This window comes from Vagococcus sp. JNUCC 83, assembly GCF_053667615.1.
This window is the reverse complement of record NZ_CM132204.1, coordinates 939,953-955,769: the sequence shown is the minus strand read 5'-3', so window position 1 is coordinate 955,769 and position 15,817 is coordinate 939,953. Positions and strand designations below refer to the sequence as shown.

At 35.2% G+C, this 15,817-nt stretch carries 18 protein-coding genes; 17 read left to right on the top strand and 1 reads right to left on the bottom strand.

The annotated features are described in order from the left end of the window. The first annotated feature begins 74 nt into the window (after positions 1-74). The 5 genes from JNUCC83_RS04510 to JNUCC83_RS04490 all read left to right on the top strand — a co-directional run bounded on the left by JNUCC83_RS04510 (position 75) and on the right by JNUCC83_RS04490 (position 3,557). The gene (locus tag JNUCC83_RS04510) at positions 75-710 is read left to right on the top strand and encodes a PepSY domain-containing protein (RefSeq protein ID WP_454461031.1); all 636 of its coding nucleotides are present in this window, start codon (positions 75-77) and stop codon (positions 708-710) included. A 149-nt stretch (positions 711-859) separates the two neighbouring features. Then, on the top strand, positions 860-1,789 hold the full coding sequence (locus JNUCC83_RS04505; protein ID WP_454461030.1) for a manganese-dependent inorganic pyrophosphatase: 930 nt from the start codon (positions 860-862) through the stop codon (positions 1,787-1,789). 57 nt (positions 1,790-1,846) lie between these two features. Further along, positions 1,847-2,800, top strand: coding sequence for a DUF1803 domain-containing protein (locus tag JNUCC83_RS04500; RefSeq protein ID WP_454461029.1), 954 nt, complete (start codon positions 1,847-1,849; stop codon positions 2,798-2,800). A 45-nt stretch (positions 2,801-2,845) separates the two neighbouring features. Further along, on the top strand, positions 2,846-3,184 hold the full coding sequence (locus tag JNUCC83_RS04495) for a thioredoxin family protein (protein WP_454461028.1): 339 nt from the start codon (positions 2,846-2,848) through the stop codon (positions 3,182-3,184). A 19-nt stretch (positions 3,185-3,203) separates the two neighbouring features. Then, entirely contained in the window at positions 3,204-3,557 is a 354-nt protein-coding gene (locus tag JNUCC83_RS04490) for a hypothetical protein (RefSeq protein ID WP_454461027.1), read from the top strand. 192 nt (positions 3,558-3,749) lie between these two features. Here the strand turns inward: JNUCC83_RS04490 and JNUCC83_RS04485 are convergent, their stop codons facing one another. Next, entirely contained in the window at positions 3,750-3,905 is a 156-nt protein-coding gene (locus JNUCC83_RS04485) for a hypothetical protein (protein WP_454461026.1), read from the bottom strand. Positions 3,906-4,187: 282 nt separating this feature from the next. Between JNUCC83_RS04485 and JNUCC83_RS04480 the strand changes: the two genes are divergently transcribed. The 12 genes from JNUCC83_RS04480 (at position 4,188) to pepT (ending at position 15,616) form a co-directional block, all read left to right on the top strand. Beyond that, positions 4,188-4,859, top strand: a complete 672-nt coding sequence (locus JNUCC83_RS04480) for a DUF969 domain-containing protein (RefSeq protein WP_454461025.1) — start codon at positions 4,188-4,190, stop codon at positions 4,857-4,859. 14 nt (positions 4,860-4,873) lie between these two features. Then, positions 4,874-5,794 carry a DUF979 domain-containing protein gene (locus tag JNUCC83_RS04475; protein ID WP_454461024.1) on the top strand — a complete coding sequence of 307 codons (921 nt, stop codon included), beginning with the start codon at positions 4,874-4,876 and terminating at the stop codon, positions 5,792-5,794. 21 nt (positions 5,795-5,815) lie between these two features. Then, positions 5,816-6,463, top strand: coding sequence for a pyroglutamyl-peptidase I (gene pcp, locus JNUCC83_RS04470; RefSeq protein WP_454461023.1), 648 nt, complete (start codon positions 5,816-5,818; stop codon positions 6,461-6,463). Positions 6,464-6,741: 278 nt separating this feature from the next. After that, positions 6,742-7,119, top strand: a complete 378-nt coding sequence (locus JNUCC83_RS04465) for an SdpI family protein (RefSeq protein ID WP_454461022.1) — start codon at positions 6,742-6,744, stop codon at positions 7,117-7,119. Beyond that, entirely contained in the window at positions 7,100-7,825 is a 726-nt protein-coding gene (locus JNUCC83_RS04460; RefSeq protein WP_454461021.1) for a winged helix-turn-helix domain-containing protein, read from the top strand. The genes JNUCC83_RS04465 and JNUCC83_RS04460 overlap by 20 nt, the downstream gene beginning before the upstream one ends. Before the next feature lie 6 nt (positions 7,826-7,831). Continuing rightward, complete coding sequence (locus JNUCC83_RS04455; RefSeq protein WP_454461020.1) at positions 7,832-9,268, top strand: ATP-binding protein; 1,437 nt, start codon at positions 7,832-7,834, stop codon at positions 9,266-9,268. Between the two features lie 92 nt (positions 9,269-9,360). Continuing rightward, the gene (locus JNUCC83_RS04450) at positions 9,361-9,690 is read left to right on the top strand and encodes a UPF0223 family protein (RefSeq protein ID WP_454461019.1); all 330 of its coding nucleotides are present in this window, start codon (positions 9,361-9,363) and stop codon (positions 9,688-9,690) included. After that, the gene (locus JNUCC83_RS04445; RefSeq protein ID WP_454461018.1) at positions 9,680-10,447 is read left to right on the top strand and encodes an inositol monophosphatase family protein; all 768 of its coding nucleotides are present in this window, start codon (positions 9,680-9,682) and stop codon (positions 10,445-10,447) included. Before JNUCC83_RS04450 ends, JNUCC83_RS04445 begins: the two co-directional genes overlap by 11 nt. A gap of 125 nt (positions 10,448-10,572) precedes the next feature. Continuing rightward, entirely contained in the window at positions 10,573-12,417 is a 1,845-nt protein-coding gene (gene typA, locus JNUCC83_RS04440) for a translational GTPase TypA (protein WP_454461017.1), read from the top strand. 133 nt (positions 12,418-12,550) lie between these two features. Continuing rightward, complete coding sequence (locus JNUCC83_RS04435; protein WP_454461016.1) at positions 12,551-13,252, top strand: tRNA (adenine(22)-N(1))-methyltransferase; 702 nt, start codon at positions 12,551-12,553, stop codon at positions 13,250-13,252. Next, positions 13,249-14,367 (top strand): Nif3-like dinuclear metal center hexameric protein, encoded by a 1,119-nt coding sequence (locus JNUCC83_RS04430; protein WP_454461015.1) that lies wholly within the window; start codon positions 13,249-13,251, stop codon positions 14,365-14,367. The genes JNUCC83_RS04435 and JNUCC83_RS04430 overlap by 4 nt, the downstream gene beginning before the upstream one ends. 13 nt (positions 14,368-14,380) lie before the next feature. Further along, positions 14,381-15,616: a peptidase T gene (gene pepT, locus JNUCC83_RS04425; RefSeq protein WP_454461014.1), complete on the top strand. Its 1,236-nt coding sequence runs from the start codon at positions 14,381-14,383 to the stop codon at positions 15,614-15,616. Positions 15,617-15,817: the final 201 nt, after the last annotated feature.

Below are 15,817 nucleotides of genomic sequence, written 5' to 3'. Positions count from 1 at the left end.
TAAGTTGGATTTGAATTATATGTGGCATCCTTTATAATAAAAGTATGTTAAATAAAGAAAAGGGAGAACAATACATGAAAAAAATAATTTTATTAAGTAGCGCAGTATTATCATTAGGGGTATTTGCAGGTTGCTCATCTCAATCAGCTAATTCGACAAACACAGGAAAATCATCAAGTTCACAAGTTGCTAATTCAACTAGTCAAACAAAGGTATCATCAAGCCAATCAACAAACAATTCAACTGCAAGTTCTGAGGGAACTGTTTATAATGTGAGTTTATCTGATGCAATTGATACTTATAAAGAAAACTATCCAGACACAGATATCACATCTATTAGCTTGGACACAAGCTTAGGAAAAACCTTTTATGCAATTGAAGGGGTAGATGATAACGAAGAATATGAATTAAAAATTAATACGGATACCAAAGAAGTGCATAAAGAACGTTCTGAACAGCTTGACCGTGATGAAAAGAATGGTGTAAAACGTAAAGAAAACAAATTAAATTTAACGGATATGAAAGATATGTCAGAAATTTTTGATCTTGCGGTTAAAGAAGCAGGTTTTGGTAAAGTAGTGGATTGGGAAATCAAAGAAAAATTAGGGATTACTTATTGGGAAGTCTCAGTTGAAGAAGGAATGACGAAAGAAGTTGAGTACAAAATAAATGCTCAAACAGGCGAAATTATCGAGAGAGATGCTGATTAATGGATTTAGAGAGATTAGAGTTTATCTAATCTCTTTTTTACATGAGATAGGCTTTTTGTGTCGTATGTAAATTTAAATTTTTACCAATCCTTTATAAAAATTGTGATATAATGTATCATGTATGACATTAATTGGAGGGATACATAACTATGACAAAGGTATTAATTTTTGGTCATCAAAATCCGGATACAGATGCGATTGCTTCAGCAATTTCATTTGCTTATCTACAAAATAAACTTGGTATAGAAGCCGAAGCAGTGGCTTTAGGCACACCAAATGAAGAAACAGCTTACGCACTAGATTATTTTAAAGTTGAGGCACCTCGAGTAGTTGAAACGTGTGCAAGTGAAACAACACAAGTGATGCTAGTGGATCACAATGAAGCACAACAAAGTGTGAGTGACATCAAAGACTTAGAAGTATTGGCAGTAGTCGATCATCACCGTATTGCTAATTTTGAAACAGCTAACCCACTTTATTACCGTGCAGAACCAGTTGGATGTACTAATACGATTATTTTAAAAATTTACAAAGAACATGGTGTTGAAATTCCCAAAAATATTGCAGGGATGATGTTGTCAGCAATTGTATCTGATTCATTGCTATTTAAATCACCAACTTGTACACAAGAAGATGTCAAAGCAGCAAAAGAATTAGCTGAAATTGCTGGTGTGGACTTAAACGCTTATGGATTAGATATGTTAAAAGCTGGAACAAATCTTTCGACAAAAACAGCACTAGAATTAATCAATGCAGATGCTAAAACTTTCCCAATGGGCGATAAATCAGTGCGTATTGGTCAAGTAAATACGGTTGATGTGAACGACGTATTGGCTCGCCAAACAGAACTTGAAGAAGCAATGGCAAAAGAAAACACAGAAAATGGCTTTGATTTATTTATTTTAGTTATTACAAACATTTTAGACAGTAATTCTGTGGCTCTTGTTGTTGGTGAACCAAAAGAAAAAGTGGAAGCAGCATTTGGTGTGACGTTAGAAAACAATACAGCTGAATTAGCAGGCGTCGTGTCACGTAAAAAACAAGTGGTTCCACCATTAACAAACGCATTTAATGCATAAAAAAATAAAATCTCTGAGGAAACTTGGAGATTTTTTTAACCTGAGGAGGTCGGCTGTATGTATCGGTTGGTTACATTAAGTAAAACACCAGCGAAAAGACAGTTAATGAATGATGACGCATTTGATCAAGTCCTTAACTTCCTCATATCTGAGTCAAATGATGTGACATTACGAGAAATAAAAAGAGCATTGCCACAATTCAGCAATATCGAGAAAAAAATGGAAGATTGGGTCAATCTTGGGGTTATTTCTCGACATCATGGTCGATATAGTTTAATTGGTGATACCATATCTAGTAGTCAACAGTCTGAGCGAATGGCGATGCTTGAAGTATCTTTTAAAGACTGGATAAAAGTTGCTCTTGAGCCGATTAATACACTTGAAATAACAACTAAAGAGAGAAGTTTTTATTTAATTCATGCGTTGATGAGTCAAATAGAATGCAATGAACCAAACATTTATTTTATTGAGCAATCACCCAAATTAGATGATATTCTTTCACTACCAGTTTATCTTCAAAAATTGACCGGTATAAAAACGGAGATTTATTCATATGAACGACTGGATGAATTAGCTGGCACACATACGCTAGCGTCATATTTTTATGAACAACGGTATCAAGTATCAACTAACAGTCAAATGTATACAACGATAAATCGTTTGCTAGGAGATGTTAATCCATCGTATTTTATTCATTATGTCGAACGAAAACTACGTCGAATCAAAAAAGGGCGTCAGATTCCTATTGCATCACGAGATATCTTTTTAGAAAGTTTGTTAGCTTTAAATTATTTGACAGATAATGATGGCTACTATGATTTAAATCTTACGGTAATCACTGACGACTTGCTTAATCAGTTTAAAACGATTGTGCAACCTTTATTTGATGACTTACCACTTAATGAGATTGACTTGTTGTACTTAGTGGGATGGCTAAAAAGCAAAGATTTAGTTGATGACGAATCAGTACTCGTGGGGGTATACGAATTTTTAGGCATAAAAGTTGGATAAACCGATTTCTCTTTATATAATGATAAAGAGAAAAGAGGGAATGTAATGTTTAAACAAGTAAAAGAAATAAATGAATTAAATGAATTGGTACAAAAAGAAGGATTGACTCTAGTTTATTTTAGTCAACCAAATTGTAGTGTGTGTCATGGATTAAAACCACAAGTGGAAAGTAAATTAGCTGAGTTTAGTGAAGATATCACATTTTTAGATGTCAATACATTTGATATTCCAGAAGTTTCAGGTGAATATCAAGTGATGACTGTACCAGTTATTTTATTGTTTTTAAACGGCAGAGAGTATTTAAGAAAAGCAAGGTTTGTTCCAGTTGTTGAACTATATAATGACGTCAAAAAAATAGTAGACGGTGTTAATAGTATGGGCTAATCTTTTAAGGAGATAGTATATGAAAACTTTTAAACGAATTTTTTCTATTTTAATTTTATTAATCATTATTGGTGGTGTGGGTTACTACTTTTATACTGAGCAAGTAAAAGGTGGTGCACCAGATGTGGTTGCTAAAGATACAGGAAGTATTGATTTATCAAAAGTTGAGCAAACAGATGATTCTAAAACAACTGAAGGAAAATATAAAGAAGAATTTGAGTCTTGGGATGCGTTAGATGAAAAAGAAAAAGATGATACATATGTATTAGATCAGTATCCCGATAAGACGTTGTATTTGATATCAGCAACCAAACAAGCTAATGGAAAAGTTTTAGCAGTGTTTGATGATCAACCAATTAAAGACAAAAAATGACAGTGTCTATTTTTAGGCAGTGTCTTTTTTATAGGAAAAATTTATGTATACCACTTTTATAAAAAATAGGTTTTTAGTTGATGTCAGAAAATAATGATAAGGGTTTCATGATTAGTTAAAATTAAATAAGCAAGTATTCATCCGGTGGTGTGGGTGAATACTTGCTCTAATAACTGGATTCGTCCAATGTCATTACTCCTTAATTAATAGATTTAAGTTGTTTTTTGCTTCTTCGATAGTAGCACCAGTTGCAAAGACGTCATCGTTTGTTGCATCAAATACAATAAAAATGTTTTCATCTGTATTTAAAGTAACACGATATGAAATAGCTTGTTGTGTAAATACCATTATGTCATTCCTCCTTTTCAAAAATGTATGGAAGGTATCGCCCGACCACATTCTTAATTTAACATATACCAATTTATTAATCAACAAAAATAGCGTGAAGTTTATGAATAGTTTGTAAATAATGTGTAAAAAAACATCAAGTAGACACTTTGTGTTATTAAATGATGTTCTTTAGATGAAGATGATGTCACTTAAAAAAATAACTCACTTATGTAAAAACTATTTACAATCTTTAAAACGTTACTTATACTTCTAATTATTGTTAATTTTAGGAGGGATTTTATGGAATGGATTAAACTAATTGGGATTTTAATTATTTTAGTCGGATTTATGTTTAAATTTGATACAATAGCCGTCGTGATTGTCGCAGCACTTTCCACTGCTCTTGTATCAGGCATGTCGTTTTATGAGTTTTTCACGATGCTAGGAGAAGCATTTGTCAACAATCGATTGGTGACTATTTTTTTACTGACGTTACCGATGATTGGGTTATCAGAACGTTTTGGCCTAAGACAACAAGCAGTTATTTTGATTAAAAAAATAAAAGGTCTAACGCCTGGTAAATTCATTACGCTTTATACAGCTTTACGTGAATTAGCTGGATTATTTGGTCTTCGTTTGTCTGGACATCCTCAATTTGTGCGACCAATTGTTAATCCAATGGCTCAAGCTGCTGCCAAACATACTTATGGTGAGATCACAAGAGAGGACGAGGATAAAATTAAAGCACGTTCAGCTGCTAGTGAAAACTTTGGGAACTTTTTTGCTCAAAATACATTTATTGCCTCTGCTGGTGTGTTACTTATTTATGGTACGTTAAAAGATTTAGGCTATGAGGTTAGTGATGCCAGTATTGCGCGTATGGCACTTCTTGTCGCAGTGATTGCATTGGTATTATCCGCTTTATCAAATTGGTTATTTGATAGAAAATTAGCAAAAAAATATAAAAAATGAAGGGAGAATAGAAGATGGCTCAATATATTCCAGCAATTTTAGAATTCTTTTATATTTTAATCGGTTTATTATCCATGATGACAGCCGTTCGTTGTTTTAAAGATGAAACAAATGACGCCCGAATTGGAACAGGGTTGTTTTGGTTAATACTAGGTGTTATATTTGCAGCAGGTAAACTTATGCCCTATGTGGTATCTGGGGTATTGCTAGCTGTGATTGGAGTGTTAACATTATTTAAGCAAGTCAAAATTGGTAAAATAGCCGAGTTAGATGAAGAACAAGGACAACGCTCGGCTGAAAAACTTGGCAGTTGGGTATTTTTCCCGTCAGTGTTATTAGCGATTGTTGCGGTAGTTATTTCTTATACCCCGCTTGGAGGACAAGTTGGGATTGGTGTGGCTTCTATTGTGGCTTTGATTGTGGCGATGATTATCACAAAAGCACCACCTAAAGTTGCCTTAGAGGACACTGATCGTATGTTCCAGTCTGTCGGAACAACAGGGATTCTCCCTCAATTATTAGCAGCACTTGGTGTGGTGTTTAATGCAGCTGGTGTAGGAGAGGTGATTTCACAAGCCATCTCAGGGGTTGTACCAGAAGGCAACCGTTTAGCTGGAGTGATTGCTTATTGTTTAGGGATGATGATTTTTACCATGGTGATGGGAAATGCGTTTGCGGCGTTTACTGTCATTACAGCAGGAATTGGAGTGCCATTTGTCATGATGCAAGGGGGCGATCCAGTTGTAGCAGGTACGCTCGCTATGACAGCAGGATTTTGCGGGACGCTATTAACACCAATGGCAGCAAACTTTAATGCGTTACCTGTTGCTTTGCTTGAAATGGACGATACAAATGGCGTGATTAAAGCGCAAGCTCCGATGGCTATTGTGATGATAGTTATTCATATTGTGTTAATGTACGTATTAGCATTTTAGTTAAGGAAAGGAAGAAAGTAGATGAAAATTTTAGTTACCGGATTTGATCCCTTTGGCGGAGAATCAACTAACCCAGCGTTAGAAGCAGTTAAAAAATTACCAAATACTATTTTGGACGCTGAAATAATAAAACTTGAAATACCAACTGTGTTTGTTAAATCAGCAGATGTGGTTAAAGAAGCTATTTTAATCCATCAACCAGATGTAGTGGTTAATATTGGTCAAGCTGGAGGACGTTTTTCAGTGACGCCTGAACGGGTGGCAATCAATGTCGATGATGCAAGGATTCCTGATAATGAAGGCAATCAACCAATTGATGAACTGATTCAAAAAGATGGTCAATCAGCTTACTTTACACAGTTACCTGTGAAAGCCATGGTTAACGCAATGAAAGAAGCAGGATTACCTGGTGCTGTATCGAATACAGCAGGAACATTTGTATGTAACCATATCATGTATCAAGTGCAATACATGATTGATAAAGAGTTTCCTAAAATGAAAGGTGGCTTTATCCATGTGCCATTTATTCCTTCGCAAGTCGTTGATAAGCCAAATCTACCAAGTATGAGTTTAGATGATATTGTACGCTCGTTAGAAAAAGCACTTGAAGCCATTGTGTTGTTTAACAACAAAGAAGATATTCGCACGATTGGTGGGGAAACACACTAATCGTAACAAGAGAAAAAAGCGAGAAGAAAACGTGAAGTTAATTTGCGCTTATCTTCTCTTTTTTTGTTGTTAACTAAACAAAATAGAAGAAAACATGTCAAAAGAATGAAACAAGTAAATGAAAGTTAAATATTTACTTAAAAGAGATAAATCAATATTGAAATAAATGAAAGACTTTTGTAAAGTTATTGAGGTGCTTATTTAATTATTATGTCCATTTTAGTTTCATGTACGTTCTAAAAAGAGTATACTATTAGAAGAAATGTAAGGTAGGTGTTATGTTGATATTTAGTTTTGTTGGAATGATAATGACCGTTTTAGGAGTCATCTATTTGATTTTTCCTTCGAAAAGGCGCGAAAACAAGTATGGGTACCGCACGCAAAGAGCAAGATACACAGATGCCTCATTTAAGTATGCTCAAAAAGTGGCTGCCAGAGTGTTGCTTTTAATTGGAATTGTCACATGGTTAATAGGTTTTCTAATAAAGAGTAGTGGTATCACACAATTCTTTATTTTAGAAATATTTTTGATAGGCATACCGATAGTTAGTGTGTTCTATCAAATTGAACGACGTCTTGAGTTGTTCAATGACGAGTACGACCGCGAGATTGGTAAAAATGAAAAGGGGGATACACATGAAATTATTAATGATTGAAGACAACGAGTCTGTCTCAGAAATGATGAAAATGTTCTTTTTAAATGAGGAATGGGATGTGACCTTTAAGGACGACGGAAAAGAAGGATTAGATGCTTTCATGGAAGACCCAGCTTCTTGGGATATGATTACACTAGATTTAAATTTACCGACCATGGATGGTGTGACGGTTTGTCGTGAAATCCGTAAACAATCATCTAGTGTCCCAATAATAATGCTGACAGCTAGAGATTCTGAAAGTGATCAGGTGATTGGACTTGAGATGGGAGCAGATGACTATGTAACAAAACCATTTAGCCCAATTACTTTAATTGCTCGAATTAAAGCACTTCATAGACGTGCACAAATGACTGAGGACAGTGATGGAAGCGCTGGACGAGGTAGTGGTGAAGAATTTGATGTTAAAACAGATCATTTTAAAATTAACGTGAACACTCGTGAAGCCTATTTTGATGATCAGTTAGTATCAGGTCTAACACCAAAAGAATTTGATTTATTATTAACATTAGCTAGAAAACCAAGACAAGTATTCTCGCGTGAAAAATTATTGGAATTAGTTTGGGATTACCAATATTTTGGCGATGAACGTACGGTTGATGCGCACATTAAAAAATTAAGACAAAAAATCGAAAAAGTTGGTCCACAGGTGATTCAAACAGTCTGGGGCGTTGGGTACAAATTTGATGATTCAAACATCAAAGAGTAGCATACTATGAAATATCTACTTCAGCAGATGCTTGCGTTTGTTGTGATCATTTTGACAGTGCTGATTATCTTTGGTATCTCGTTTCGTTCGTATACCAAGCGAACAGTGACAGAAACTTCTTACGCACAACTTAAAGGGTATTCAGATACTGTGATTGAAAACATCAAACAACAAAATTGGACGCTTCAACAATCACTCGATACGTCGCAATCTGTACTAAAAAAACAAAAAGTGGCATTTACAGTGTTGAATCCTGATTTGACAGTAAGTTATCCGGTGGAATTTGAAGGGCAAAGTGGCTCAAGTTATGTGACGAAAACAGAATTGGAATCATTAAAAAATGGAAATACGATTAAAAAAACGGTAAAAAACACGCATTTATCAAATAGCAGTCAACCGACTTCGTTATTCATTCAACCACTGTTTTCTTCACCTGACTTAAAATTTATTGGCTTACTTCTTGTATCTAGACCTGATAGCAGTATCGATGCCAGTTTAAAATCACTAACCAACGATTTATTTAAAGGATTTTTAATCGCAACCATTATCGCGATTTGGTTAAGTTACTTTTTAGCGAAATTCCAAGTAAAACGAATTGATCGCATGAAACAAGCCACTAACCAATTAGCTAATGGTAATTATGATGTGCAAATCAAGGTAAAAGATAAAGGTGATGAGTTGGATGAACTAGCATCTGACTTTAATTTATTAGCTATTGCGTTAAAAGAGTCGCAAGAAGAAATTGAGCGTCAAGAAGAGCGCAGACGAAACTTCATGGCAGATGTGGCCCATGAAATGCGCACCCCTTTGACGACAATAAATGGCCTATTAGAAGGTATAGCTTATGGCGCCATTCCAAAAGATCAAGAAGAAAAATGCATTACGCTAATGCAGAATGAAACAAAACGACTGATTCGTTTAGTTAATGAAAATCTTGACTATGAAAAAATCCGAACCAATCAAATAAAAATGATTATTCAACAATTTGACGCCACAGAAGTCTTAGAACAAATCATTGAACAACTAAAAGGCAAAGCAACGGACAAACGTAACCAGCTTATATTGGAAACAAGCGAGCCTATTATGGTATGTGCCGACTATGACCGATTTGTTCAAGTGGTTGTCAATATTACGACGAATGCGATTCAATTTACAGAAGATGGCGAGATTAGGCTATCTCTTGAAAGATTGGAAAATGCTACGGTGGTATCAATTGCTGATAATGGCATTGGTATGGATAAAGAACAGCAAAAAAATATGTGGGATCGCTACTATAAAGCTGACCCATCACGTAAAAATACGAAATACGGTGAATCTGGTTTAGGGTTATCCATTGTTGATCAACTAGTAAAACTTCATAAAGGTTCTATCCAAGTATTTAGCGAACCAGGTGTGGGAACGACATTTAAAGTGACTTTCCCAGATCATGACATAAAAAAATAAACGATAAGCCAAAAAAGGAAATTTATACTGTCTTTTTTTGGCTTTTGTTCGTTTTTACTATCGTTTTGCCTTTTTTTTTGATACACTTTTAAATGAAGCGAAAGATTATAAAAAGAACAGGTGAGCAAGTGAAAGAGAATTTTAGCTATCCAATGAATCCAGATTGGACAACAGACGAATTAATCCAAGTGATGGGGATCTGGCAAGCAGTCGAAACAGCCTATGAATCTAAAATAACGGTAGAGGATTTTTTAGCGACTTACAAGGAATTTAAGTCAGTGGTAAAAAGTATTGGTGAGGAACGTCAATTAGGTCGTGAATTTGAAGAACTGACAGGCTATTCATTGTATAAAGTAGTCAACGTTGCAAAGAAAAAGCAAACAGGACTCATCAAAAGAAAGGACTTAGATTATGGAAACTAACGAATTAATGCAACAAGTTAAAAGCTGGGTGGAAGAAGCTGGCGAATACATCAAAAACGAGTTAAAACAAGTAGTCAAGGTAGAGGAAAAATCACATCGTAGTGACTTGGTAACAAATGTTGATAAAGGAACAGAAGCTTTTTTAGTTAATAAAATAAATGAAGCGTACCCAAATGATCGAATCATTGGTGAAGAAGGAACAGGAAGAGATGTTTCAACTATCGATGGGCGTATTTGGATTATCGATCCAATAGATGGGACGCTAAATTTTGTTAAGCAACAGGAAAATTTCTGTGTCATGGTTGGTATTTTTGAAAATGGAAAACCGCTTCTAGGGTTTATTTATGATGTCATGAAACATGAATTTGCATATGGTGGACCAGAAATTGGGGTTTTTCTAAATGATGTAAAATTAGAGACACCCGAAAATCTACCTTTAGAGGATGGCTTGATGGGGTGTAATGTGGGAATGTATTCAGCTAATTATGAGCACAGTAAAGACATTGCTTCAGAGGCTATAGGTGTGAGAATGTTAGGATGTGCTGGTTTGGATTTTTTAAATGTCATCTGTGGCAAACAAAATGGCTATATTTCAAACTTAGCGCCATGGGACTTTGCAGCAGGAACAGTGTTAGCTGAAGCATTAGGACTTGTATGTCGAAAATACCCAGATTCTGACTATGATATTTTAGGTGATCGTCAGTACTTTGTTGTAGCAACACCACAGACATTTAGTGATATACAAAAATTTTTTTAAAAATAAATCAAAAATGAAAAACTTTCACTTTTTTTCATGGAATTTTTTTGTTATACTGAATAGTCGGTTAATTTAAGCGATAATCAATTGCTTATGTTTTTAAACAGTAAGGAGAGTATATAATAGTGAAATTAAGAGAAGATATTCGTAATGTGGCCATCATAGCCCACGTTGACCATGGTAAAACAACTTTGGTAGACGAGTTGTTAAAACAATCTAATACATTGGAGGGTCATACACAGTTACAAGAACGTGCAATGGACTCTGGTGATATTGAAAAAGAGCGTGGTATTACGATTTTAGCTAAAAATACAGCGATCAACTATGCTGGAAAACACATCAATATTCTAGATACACCTGGACATGCGGACTTTGGTGGAGAAGTAGAACGTATCATGAAAATGGTAGACGGTGTGGTTTTAGTCGTTGATGCGTACGAAGGAACAATGCCACAAACACGTTTTGTGTTGAAAAAAGCGTTAGAGCAAAAATTAACACCAATCGTGGTTGTCAATAAAATAGATAAACCAACTGCTCGTCCAGCTGAAGTAGTAGACGAAGTATTAGAGTTATTCATCGAACTAGGTGCAGATGATGACCAATTAGAATTCCCAGTAGTATATGCGGCAGCAGTAAACGGAACATCAAGTTTATCTGATGATCCAGCTGTTCAAGAACACACAATGAATCACGTACTAGACTCAATTATTGAGCATATTCCTGCTCCTATTGACAATAGTGATGAGCCACTACAATTCCAAGTGTCATTACTTGATTACAACGATTATGTTGGACGTATTGGGATTGGTCGTGTTTTCCGTGGAACAATCAAAGTGGGTGACCAAGTTGCTTTAATGAAATTAGACGGTTCAGTTAAAAAATTCCGTGTGACTAAATTATTAGGTTTCTTAGGATTAACTCGTGTGGAAATCAATGAAGCTAAAGCTGGTGATTTAATCGCGGTTTCAGGTATGGAAGATATCTTCGTTGGAGAAACTGTGACACCAGTTGACAACCAAGATGCATTACCAATCTTACATATTGATGAGCCAACATTACAAATGACTTTCTTAGTAAACAACTCTCCATTTGCAGGCCGTGAAGGAAAATACGTGACTGCTCGTAAAATTGAAGAACGTCTACAAAACCAATTACAAACAGATGTGTCTCTTAAAGTAGAAGAAACTGAATCGCCAGATAAATGGATCGTTTCTGGACGTGGAGAATTACATTTGTCTATCTTAATTGAAAACATGCGTCGTGAAGGATACGAGTTACAAGTATCTCGTCCAAGCGTTATTTATCGTGACGTTGATGGCGTCTTATGTGAGCCGTTTGAACGTGTACAAATTGATACGCCTGAAGAATACATGGGTGGCGTTATCGAGTCATTAGGTCAACGTAAAGCAGAAATGCAAGACATGATTAACTCAGGTAACGGTCAAGTCCGTTTAATCTTCTTAGCTCCAGCTCGTGGATTAATTGGTTACTCAACTGAATTTATGTCATTAACTCGTGGATATGGTATCATGAACCACACGTTTGACTCATACTTACCAGTAATCTCTGGTTTAGTAAGTGGTCGTCGTAACGGTGCATTAGTATCTATCGACCAAGGTAAAGCAACAACTTACTCTATCATGAGTATTGAAGAACGTGGGACTGTCTTTGTTGAGCCAGGTACAGAAGTATACGAAGGAATGATCGTTGGTCAAAACTCTCGTGAAAATGACTTAGGTGTTAACATCACAAAAGCAAAACAAATGACTAACGTGCGTTCTGCAACAAAAGACCAAACATCAGTGATTAAAAAACCAAAAATCTTAACATTAGAAGAATCATTACAATTCTTAAATGATGATGAATACTGTGAAGTAACACCAGAAAGCATTCGTTTAAGAAAACAAATCTTAAACAAAGCTGAACGTGAAAAAGCAGCAAAACGTAAAAAACAAGCAGACAATGCTTAATTAAATTGAAAGGACTGGCAAGTTATCTTGTCGGTTCTTTTTTTATAAATAACAGAAATCATACTGTTAATATCATTTAAAAAAATATGATTAGTGTTATAATAAGATTAATGATGAAAAGTGAGGCGAATATATGGATTATCAACAATTATCAAACCGTTTGGAAGCAGTAGCAAAGTTAGTACCACAGGGTAGCTTTTTAGCAGATATCGGCTCTGACCATGCTTATTTGCCTGCTCATTTAATATTAAACCATCAGATTACAGGAGCTATTGCCGGAGAAGTCGTCAAAGGTCCATATGAATCTGCTGAAAAATTAGTCAATGATTTATTACTGACAGATAAAATAGATGTCAGATTAGGAGACGGCTTAGAAGTCATCAAACCTTATGATGATGTGAGTGCTATCACAATTTGCGGGATGGGTGGCACACTCATTCGCGATATTTTAGAACGTGGCAAAAACAAAAAATGTTTGACTCGCAAAGAATTGTTAATCTTACAACCAAACGTTGGCTCTCATGTCTTAAGACGTTGGTTAGTTGAAAACTATTACGTTATTCGAGACGAAAAGATACTGAGTGAAAACGATAAAACGTATGAAATAATTGTAGCAGAAGCTTCTGAGAATCAGGTGACATTAACAGAATCAGAAGAATTATTTGGCCCATTTTTGATGAAAGAATCTTCTGATGTTTTTAAGAAAAAATGGCAGTTTGAATTAGAACAATACGAACGTGTGATGAATCAACTTTCTCAATCTAAAACAAATCAAGAGGAAAAAATCGCACAAATCAATCATCAATGTGATTTAATCAAGGAGGTATTATCTTGAAAATAACAGGAGCTGAATTTATTCAGCAGTTTGAATCAGTAGTGCCTTTAGAGTTAGCTGAAGACAAAGACCCAGTTGGGTTACATATTGGGACACTTAATAAACCAATTAATCGTGTGATGATGACGCTCGATGTTAGACCGGACGTGGTACAAGAAGCGATTGATAAAGACATCGATTTAATTATTGCTAAGCATCCACCTATTTTTCGACCAGTGAAGCATCTATTAGTTGATGATTTTCAAACTAAAATGTATGCAGACTTATTAAAGCATGACATTGCTGTATACGCTGCGCATACGAACATGGACATCGTGGATAATGGATTAAATGATCTGTTTTGTGACATGTTGGATGTGTCGCCTACTGATTATTTGCGAAAGACACATGAATACTTTTATCGTAAGTTAGTAGTTTATGTACCAAAATCCCAGGCTAACGCACTACGTGAAGCATTTGGTGAAGCAGGTATTGGGGCGTATCATGACTATGATTCCACAAGTTTTTCATCAAATGGAACTGGACGTTTCCGACCACTTGAAAACGCCAATCCAGCAATAGGTGATATTGATGACTTAACCAGTGTGGAAGAGGAAAAAATTGAATTAATGTTCTTACCACACCAATATCAAACAGTGTTATCAATTATTTACGAAGTACATCCATATGAAGAGCCTATGTTTGATATTTTTCCGTTAGAGAATTTATCAAAAACATATGGGATTGGTCGTATTGGAAAACTATCTCAACCTATGTCATTACTTGATTTTGTTGAAAAAGTCAAACAAACCTTTGGCTTAAATGCGATTCGTTTAACCACTGACACAAAAGACAAAGAAGTAAAAACAGTGGCTATTTGTGGTGGTAGTGGTGAAAAATTTTATAAAGATGCCCTTAAAAAAGGGGCCGATGTGTATATCACTGGAGATGTGTATTACCATACAGCGCACGATATGATGGAAGAAGGGTTATCAGTGATTGACCCAGGACATTACATTGAGTCTGTTTGTAAAAAGTATTATGTCGAATTATTTAATCAATGGAAACAACAAAACGATTGGGATGTCACGTTTATTGAAAGTGACGTTGATACCAATCCGTTTGAAATAATATAAGGGAGTGTCATTTATGTATACAAATTTAGTGCCAAGATTTATCAAATATGTTAAGACAGAAACAAGATCGGACGCAACAAGTAACACCACACCATCAACACCCACACAAATTGCGTTTGCTAAAGAATTGAAAAAAGAATTAGAAGACATTGGCATGTCTGATGTGTTCCATAACGAAGAAAATGGTTTTGTGATTGCCACTTTACCAAGCAATACGGATAAAGACGTGCGTAGCATTGGATTTATCGCGCATATGGATACAGCTGATTTTAACGCTGTTGGTGTGAACCCACAATTTGTTGAAAATTATGATGGTCAAAGTGATATTCCATTAGATAAAGAAGGTAAATTTAAATTAACAGTTAAAGATTTTCCTAACTTAGTTAACTACAAAGGTCAAACATTAATTACAACAGATGGCTCAACACTTTTAGGTGCAGATGATAAATCAGGAATTGCTGAAATTATGACTGCGATGGAATACCTAGTGAATCATCCAGAAATTAAACATGGTAAAATTATGGTAGCATTTGGCCCAGACGAAGAAATTGGCGTTGGGGCAGATAAATTTAACGTGGAAGAATTTCCAGTTGATTTTGCTTATACAATGGATGGTGGACCAGTTGGTGAGTTACAATTTGAAACATTTAGCGCCGCTCAAGCTGAAATTTCAATCGAAGGTAAAAATGTTCACCCAGGTACAGCAAAAGACACAATGATTAATGCTTTGCAAGTAGCGATTGATTTGCATAATAAATTACCACAAGATGAAGTGCCTGAAAAAACAGATGGCTATGAAGGATTCTTCCATTTATTACAATTAGATGGTGTACCTGATGAAGCCACTATGACTTACATTATTCGTGATCATAACCGTGAAAAATTTGAAGCACGTAAAGCGTTGATCCAATCAATTGTGAAAGAATTAAACGATGGATTTGGTCAAGAACGTGTGTCATTAAACTTATTTGACCAATACTACAACATGCGTGAAATCATCGAAAAAGACATGAGTATCATTGATTTAGTTGATGAAGCAATGCGAAATCTAGACATTGAACCTAATAAAGCACCTGTACGTGGTGGAACAGATGGTTCTAAAATTTCTTATATGGGCTTACCGACACCAAACATTTTTGCTGGTGGAGAAAACATGCATGGACGTTTTGAATACGTAGCAGTTGAGAGCATGGAAAAAGCGACTAGCTTAATTGTGGAAATTGTTAAACTAAATGAAGAAAAAGCATAAAAAGTTTGAAGACTCGATGATATTCGAGTCTTTTTTGTGTTTTTTAGTCGAAACTGTCTGTTTGAAACTCAAAAAAATATCGTTCTGTGCTAAACTAATAAATATAATAGAATTATAAAAAAATTGTCGAGTCTTTTTGTTTGACCAAATTTGACCAATGATGTAAAATAATAATTGTAGTTGAGAATAAGGGGGTAATGA

Excerpts from the sequence above, each read along its gene's own strand:
- JNUCC83_RS04510 (WP_454461031.1), top strand. The coding sequence starts at position 75 with ATGAAAAAAATAATTTTATTAAGTAGCGCAGTATTATCATTAGGGGTA.
- JNUCC83_RS04505 (WP_454461030.1), top strand. The coding sequence starts at position 860 with ATGACAAAGGTATTAATTTTTGGTCATCAAAATCCGGATACAGATGCG.
- JNUCC83_RS04500 (WP_454461029.1), top strand. The coding sequence starts at position 1,847 with ATGTATCGGTTGGTTACATTAAGTAAAACACCAGCGAAAAGACAGTTA.
- JNUCC83_RS04495 (WP_454461028.1), top strand. The coding sequence starts at position 2,846 with ATGTTTAAACAAGTAAAAGAAATAAATGAATTAAATGAATTGGTACAA.
- JNUCC83_RS04490 (WP_454461027.1), top strand. The coding sequence starts at position 3,204 with ATGAAAACTTTTAAACGAATTTTTTCTATTTTAATTTTATTAATCATT.
- JNUCC83_RS04485 (WP_454461026.1), bottom strand. The coding sequence starts at position 3,905 with ATGGTATTTACACAACAAGCTATTTCATATCGTGTTACTTTAAATACA.
- JNUCC83_RS04480 (WP_454461025.1), top strand. The coding sequence starts at position 4,188 with ATGGAATGGATTAAACTAATTGGGATTTTAATTATTTTAGTCGGATTT.
- JNUCC83_RS04475 (WP_454461024.1), top strand. The coding sequence starts at position 4,874 with ATGGCTCAATATATTCCAGCAATTTTAGAATTCTTTTATATTTTAATC.
- pcp (WP_454461023.1), top strand. The coding sequence starts at position 5,816 with ATGAAAATTTTAGTTACCGGATTTGATCCCTTTGGCGGAGAATCAACT.
- JNUCC83_RS04465 (WP_454461022.1), top strand. The coding sequence starts at position 6,742 with ATGTTGATATTTAGTTTTGTTGGAATGATAATGACCGTTTTAGGAGTC.
- JNUCC83_RS04460 (WP_454461021.1), top strand. The coding sequence starts at position 7,100 with ATGAAATTATTAATGATTGAAGACAACGAGTCTGTCTCAGAAATGATG.
- JNUCC83_RS04455 (WP_454461020.1), top strand. The coding sequence starts at position 7,832 with ATGAAATATCTACTTCAGCAGATGCTTGCGTTTGTTGTGATCATTTTG.
- JNUCC83_RS04450 (WP_454461019.1), top strand. The coding sequence starts at position 9,361 with ATGAAGCGAAAGATTATAAAAAGAACAGGTGAGCAAGTGAAAGAGAAT.
- JNUCC83_RS04445 (WP_454461018.1), top strand. The coding sequence starts at position 9,680 with ATGGAAACTAACGAATTAATGCAACAAGTTAAAAGCTGGGTGGAAGAA.
- JNUCC83_RS04435 (WP_454461016.1), top strand. The coding sequence starts at position 12,551 with ATGGATTATCAACAATTATCAAACCGTTTGGAAGCAGTAGCAAAGTTA.
- pepT (WP_454461014.1), top strand. The coding sequence starts at position 14,381 with ATGTATACAAATTTAGTGCCAAGATTTATCAAATATGTTAAGACAGAA.